Origin of the sequence: Sphingobium sp. C100 (genome assembly GCF_000508185.1) — a bacterium.
Classification (GTDB): domain Bacteria; phylum Pseudomonadota; class Alphaproteobacteria; order Sphingomonadales; family Sphingomonadaceae; genus Sphingobium.
This window is the reverse complement of the sequence record NZ_AYOY01000151.1, coordinates 38,287-44,286: the sequence shown is the minus strand read 5'-3', so window position 1 is coordinate 44,286 and position 6,000 is coordinate 38,287. Positions and strand designations below refer to the sequence as shown.

Below are 6,000 nucleotides of genomic sequence, written 5' to 3'. Positions count from 1 at the left end.
GACGCTCGCCGGCGCGCAGGCGACCGCCGCAGCGGCGCAGGCCAAGGCGCAGCGCTATCGCAGCCTGGGCGATACCGAAGCGGTCAGCGCCCAGGATCGCGACGACGTCATCGCCACCGCCCGCCAGGCGCAGGCCGCGGTGCAGCAGGCGCGCGCCAGCCTTCAGACCAGCAACGTCAACCTGGAATTCACGCTGGTCCGCGCGCCGATCAGCGGCCGCGCCGGCCGCACCCTCTTCACGCCGGGCGCGCTGGTGACGGCCAGCCAGACCGATCCGTTGACGACGATCCAGCAGCTCGACCCGATCTATGTCGATGTGACCCAGTCCAGTTCGCAACTGCTGGCGCTGCGGCGGTCGCTGGCGTCGGGGCAGACGCTGCCGGCCAGCGCGACGATCCGCCTCAAGCTGGACGACGGCAGCGACTATCCACTCGAAGGCCGTATCGAATTCGCCGAACCGATCGTCGATCCCGACAGCGGCACGGTGACATTGCGCGCCCGCTTCCCCAATCCCGACGGGCTGTTGCTGCCCGGCATGTTCGTGCGCGTTGTCGCGCCGCAATCCGTCGTGCCCAATGCCATCCTGGCCCCCCAGCAGGGCATCAGCCGCGACCCCAAGGGCAACGCCACGGCGCTGGTGGTCACCAACGCGAACAAGGTCGAACGCCGCACCGTCACCGCCGCCCAGGCGATCGGCGATAAATGGCTGATCACCGACGGACTCAAGGCCGGCGACCGGCTGATCGTCGAGGGCACCGACAAGGTGCAGCCCGACGCGACGGTCAAGCCCGTGCCGGCCACGGCGGCGAAATAAGGGTCGATCCATGCTCAGCCGCTATTTCATCGACCGGCCGATCTTTGCCTGGGTCATCGCCATCGGCATCATGCTGGCGGGCATCGGCTCCATGCTGTCACTGCCGATCGCGCAATATCCCGATATCGCGCCGCCGGGCGTGGGCATCAGCGCGACCTATCCCGGCGCCAATGCCGAGACCGTCGAAACCAGCGTTACCCAGATCATCGAGCAACAGCTGACCGGCATCGACGGCCTCATGTATTTTTCGTCCTCCTCCACGGCGAACGGGCAGGCGCGGATCACCGTTACCTTCCAGAAGGGAACCGATCCCGACACCGCGCAGGTGCAGGTGCAGAACAAGGTGCAGCAGGCCGTCAGCCGCCTGCCCAATGCAGTGCAGCAGCAGGGGCTCACCGTCACCAAGCAGCAGACCGACTTCCTGATGGTGGTCGGCCTCTATGACGAGAGCGACAAGGCGGACCAGGCCGACATCGCCGACTATCTGGTCAATCATTTCCAGGACCCGATCGCGCGCATCAACGGTATCGGCGCGACCCAGATTTTCGGGTCGCAATATGCGATGCGTATCTGGCTCGACCCCTTCAAGCTCGCCACCGTGAAGCTGATGCCGTCCGACGTCCAAAGCGCCATCCAGGCGCAGAATGTCGAAGTATCCGCAGGCCAGATCGGCGCCGATCCCGCGCCGGCCGGACAACAGCTCAATGCCACGGTGCGCGCCCGCGCGCGCCTCCAGACGCCCGAGCAATTTCGCAACATCATCGTCAAGACGCAAAGCGACGGGTCGGTCGTCCACTTGTCCGATGTCGCACGGGTGGAACTGGGCAATGAAAGCTACACCACGGCCGCGCGGTTGAACGGCCATCCCGCGTCCGGCATGGCGCTGCAACTCGCGCCTGGCGCCGACGCGCTCAAGACCGCCGAACTGGTGAAGGCCAAGGTTGCCGAATTGTCATCCGGCCTGCCGCACGGCTACAAGGTCGTCTATCCGCGCGACACCACGCCCTTCATCAAATTGTCGGTCGAAGAAGTCATCCAGACGCTGTTCGAGGCGGTGGGCCTCGTCGTCGTGGTGATGTTCGTCTTCCTGCAAAGCTGGCGCGCGACGCTGATCCCGGCCATCGCCGTCCCGGTCGTGCTGCTTGGCACCTTCGGCATTCTCGCGCTGTTCGGCTATTCCATCAACACGCTGACGCTGTTCGGCATGGTGCTCTCCATCGGCCTGCTGGTCGATGACGCCATCGTCGTGGTGGAAAATGTCGAGCGACTGATGGAGGAGGAAGGCCTGTCCCCGCGGGACGCGACGATCAAGTCCATGGGGGAAATCGGCGGCGCGCTGGTCGGCATCGCACTCGTCCTGTCGGCGGTGCTGCTGCCAATGGCCTTTTTCGGAGGATCGACCGGCGTCATCTACCGGCAATTTTCCATCACGATCGTGTCGTCGATGCTATTGTCGGTGGTCGTCGCTCTGATCCTTTCGCCCGCGCTGTGCGCCACGCTGCTCAAGGCGTCGGCGGAGGATCAGCGCCATCGCGGCTGGGCCGGCCGGTTCAACCGCTGGTTCGACCGGGTGACCAATGGCTATGTCCGCCGGACCGAACAGGTGATGGGCAAGCGCGCGCTGTTCTGGGGCGGTTATGTTGTCATCCTGGTGGTGCTGGCGCTGCTGTTCACGCGCCTGCCCACCAGCTTCCTGCCGGTCGAGGACCAGGGACAGGTGATGGCGCAGGTGACTTTGCCCGCCGGCGCCAAGTCCAGCCGCACCGCCGCGGCGGCCCAACAGGTGCAGGATTATTTCCTGAACGACGAGAAGGACAATGTCGCTTTCGCCTTCATCATGACCGGTTTCAGCTTCCAGGGTCAGGGTGAAAATGTCGCCCAAGGGTTCATCAATCTGGCGCCCTGGGAGGATCGCAAGGGCAGCAGCAATGCCGCAGGCGCCATCGCCCAGCGCGCCAACAAGCAGCTTGGCGCCATCCGCGATGCAAAGGTGCTGGCGATGACGCCGCCCGCCATTCGCGGCCTTGGCCAGTCCAACGGCTTCACCTTCGAATTGCTCAACAGCGGCGGCCTTAGTCGCGACCGCTTCCTGGAGCTGCGCAACCAGCTGCTCGCCGCCGCCGCCAAGGATTCGCAACTGGCCGGGGTGCGCGCGGCCACGCTGGAGGACACGCCCCAGCTTCAGGTCGATATCGATTCCGAAAAGCTCGCCGTACTTGGCCTGACGCAGTCCAGTGTCGACGATGTGCTGAGTTCCGCCTGGGGCAGCACCTATGTCAACGACTTCGTCGATCGCGGTCGGGTGAAGCGTGTGTATATGCAGGCGGACGCGCCTTATCGCGCTTTGCCGACCGATCTCGACAAGTGGATGGTCCGCTCCAGCAGCACAGGAGAGATGGTGCCTTTCTCCGCCTTCGCCACCACTCACTGGGTGATGGGGCCGACCACCGTGTCACGCTTCAACGGCCTTTCTTCCTACGAAATCCAGGGACAGGCGGCGGCAGGCACCAGTTCGGGCGAGGCGATGGACCGGATCGTGGCGCTGCAAAAACAGCTCCCCGCCGGCACCAGCTTTGCCTGGAGCGGCCTGTCCTACCAGGAACAATTGTCGGGCGGTCAGGCGCCGCTGCTGTACGGGCTGTCGGTGCTGGTCGTGTTCCTGTGCCTTGCGGCCCTGTATGAAAGCTGGTCGATCCCGCTCGCGGTGCTGCTGGTGATCCCGCTCGGCCTGGTCGGCGCGGTGATAGCGGTCTGGGCGCGGGGGCTGGAAAACAACATCTTCTTCCAGGTCGGCCTGCTCACCACCATGGGCCTTGCCGCCAAGAACGCCATCCTGATCGTCGAATTCGCCGAACTGGCGCATCATGAAGGCAAAAATGCCTGGGACGCCGCACTGGAGGCGGCGAGGCTGCGTTTCCGCCCGATCCTGATGACATCCCTCGCTTTCATCGCCGGCGTCATCCCGCTGGCGATCGCGACCGGGGCGGGCGCGCAAAGCCGGGTCGCCATCGGCACCGCCGTGATCGGCGGCATGACGACCGCCACGGTGCTTGCGGTCTTCCTGGTTCCGCTCTTCTTCCTCTCGATCCTGCGCCTGTTCGGCAAGGACAAGCCCGCCGGCCCGGCCGCCGCGACGGAGGTGCCGGCATGATCCGCCTATCGATCGCTACGAGCGCCCTGTTACTCGCGGGATGTTCGATGACGCCCCGTTATGACCGACCCGCATTGCCCATTCCCGCGACCTTGCCGCAGGGCGCGGCCTATGCGCCGCTGACGCAAGGGGCCAGCGCCGGCCTCCCCTGGACCGCGCTGGTGCAGGACGCCAGGCTGAAAACGGTGATCGAGCGGGCGCTCAACAATAATCGCGATCTTCGCGTCGCGCTCGCCAATGTCCAGTCGGCCCGCGCCCAATATCGGGTGCAGCGCGCGGCGCAATTGCCCACCGTCACCGCCGATGCCGGGGCCAGCTTCACCCGGCAGAATGACATGCGGCAAAACAGCTACAGCGCCGACGTCGGTTTCAGCGCGTTCGAGATCGACCTGTTCGGACGGGTGCGCAGCCTGACGGAATCCGCGCTGGAAACCTACCTCGCCACCGAGGAAGGCGCGCGTGCGACCCGCATCACCCTGATCGCCGAGACCGCGACCGCCTATGCGACGTTGGCCGCAGACCAGGAACTGCTCATCCTTTCGCGCCAGACCCAGGCGAGCGCGCAGCGCACGCTCGACCTCATCCGGTCGCTCAACGCGGCGGGGCTTACCGGAAAACTCGACGTGCGTCAGGCTGAAACCACGGTCGAGCAAGCCGCGTCCGATGTCGCCGCCAATCTGACCCAGGTGGCGCAGGATCGCAACGCGCTCGATCTGCTGGTCGGCGCCCCGGTTGAAGACGCGCTGCTGCCAGCCTCGCTCGACAGCCTGATTGCCGGCGTCGCGACGGTGCCGGCTGGCCTTTCATCGGATATATTGCTCCAGCGCCCCGACGTGCTCCAGGCCGAACATCAGCTCAAGGCCGCCAATGCGGACATCGGCGCGGCGCGTGCGGCGATGTTCCCGACGATCAGCCTTACTTCGGCGATCGGAGTCGCCAGTTCGGCACTATCCTCGCTTTTCACCGGCAATGCCTTCGCCTGGTCCGCCAGCCCCTCGGCCAGCCTGCCGATCTTCGGCGGCGCCAATCGCGGCAATCTCGACTATAGCAAGGCGCAGCGCGACCTCTATCTCGCTCAATATGAAAAGGCGATCCAGACCGGCTTTCGGGAAGTTGCCGACGGGCTGGCGCGCGAGGGCACGATCGACGCGCAGCAGGCCGCGCAGCGGCGGCTGGTGATCGCGAGCCAGCGCGCCTATGATCTTGCCGAGCAACGCTATCGCGCGGGGGTCGATACTTTCCTGACCGCTCTCACCAGCCAGCGTTCGCTCTATAACGCGCGCCAGTCGGCGATCGCGACCGATCTGGCGCTGGTCAGCAACCGCATCCTGCTCTACCGCGTCATCGGCGCGGACCAATAGGGTTCAGTCCGCGCCCAGCCATTCCGCAATGTCGCGCCGCGTGTGCAGGATGCGCCAGACATCGATATGGTCCGGCTGTTCAACGTAGAAGATCAGATAGGGGAAACGGCCGACGCTGCGGCTGCGCAGGCCCGGCAGGCCCAGTTCATGGGCGAAACGCGGCGATCCCGCGCCGGGGCGGGACGACAGCGCGCCATAGCCGGCCTCCAGCGCATCGACGAAGCGCAGGGCCATATCGGCGCCGGCCTCGCGCAGATAATGGTCGATGATGCTGTCGACATCGGTCCGCGCGCGCGTGCGCGGCACCACCGGCTTGGCGCTCACCGCGCGGCGATCTGGTCGCGCAGGCCGTTGAAATAGCCGGCATCCGCCGGCGCACCCGGCGCACTCGCCGCGCCATCGAGCAGCATCCGCCGCAGCGCCTGCCGGTCACGATCCTTTCGGATCAGTTCGCGGACATATTCGCTGCTGGTTCCATAGCCGCGCCCGGTCACCTGCTCATCGACAAAAGCCTTGAGCGTTTCGGGCAGCGAGATGTTCATCGTGCTCATGGGCGCATTCTAGGCGCATGGCAAAGATTGGCAAGATGCGCGTGGACGCCAATCGCGACGATAGGGCGTGGGCATCGCTGGAAAGGGCTAAAATCCGTACCGGATCGTATCATTTGACGCGTT

Annotated in this window: 5 protein-coding genes; 3 read left to right on the top strand and 2 right to left on the bottom strand. The window is 65.6% G+C overall.

Annotated features, from left to right (window positions below):
• The 3 genes from C100_RS37715 to C100_RS37705 form a co-directional block, all read left to right on the top strand.
• On the top strand, positions 1-814 hold an 814-nt coding region (locus C100_RS37715; RefSeq protein ID WP_024020275.1), incomplete at its 5' end, for an efflux RND transporter periplasmic adaptor subunit.
• A 10-nt stretch (positions 815-824) separates the two neighbouring features.
• The gene (locus C100_RS37710; RefSeq protein WP_024020274.1) at positions 825-3,965 is read left to right on the top strand and encodes an efflux RND transporter permease subunit; all 3,141 of its coding nucleotides are present in this window, start codon (positions 825-827) and stop codon (positions 3,963-3,965) included.
• Positions 3,962-5,326, top strand: a complete 1,365-nt coding sequence (locus C100_RS37705; RefSeq protein WP_024020273.1) for an efflux transporter outer membrane subunit — start codon at positions 3,962-3,964, stop codon at positions 5,324-5,326. Before C100_RS37710 ends, C100_RS37705 begins: the two co-directional genes overlap by 4 nt.
• 3 nt (positions 5,327-5,329) lie before the next feature.
• Here the strand turns inward: C100_RS37705 and C100_RS37700 are convergent, their stop codons facing one another.
• Together C100_RS37700 and C100_RS37695 are read right to left on the bottom strand one after the other, a co-directional pair.
• Positions 5,330-5,650, bottom strand: a complete 321-nt coding sequence (locus tag C100_RS37700) for a type II toxin-antitoxin system RelE/ParE family toxin (RefSeq protein ID WP_024020272.1) — start codon at positions 5,648-5,650, stop codon at positions 5,330-5,332.
• Positions 5,647-5,877, bottom strand: a complete 231-nt coding sequence (locus C100_RS37695) for a type II toxin-antitoxin system ParD family antitoxin (protein ID WP_024020271.1) — start codon at positions 5,875-5,877, stop codon at positions 5,647-5,649. The genes C100_RS37700 and C100_RS37695 overlap by 4 nt, the downstream gene beginning before the upstream one ends.
• Positions 5,878-6,000: the final 123 nt, after the last annotated feature.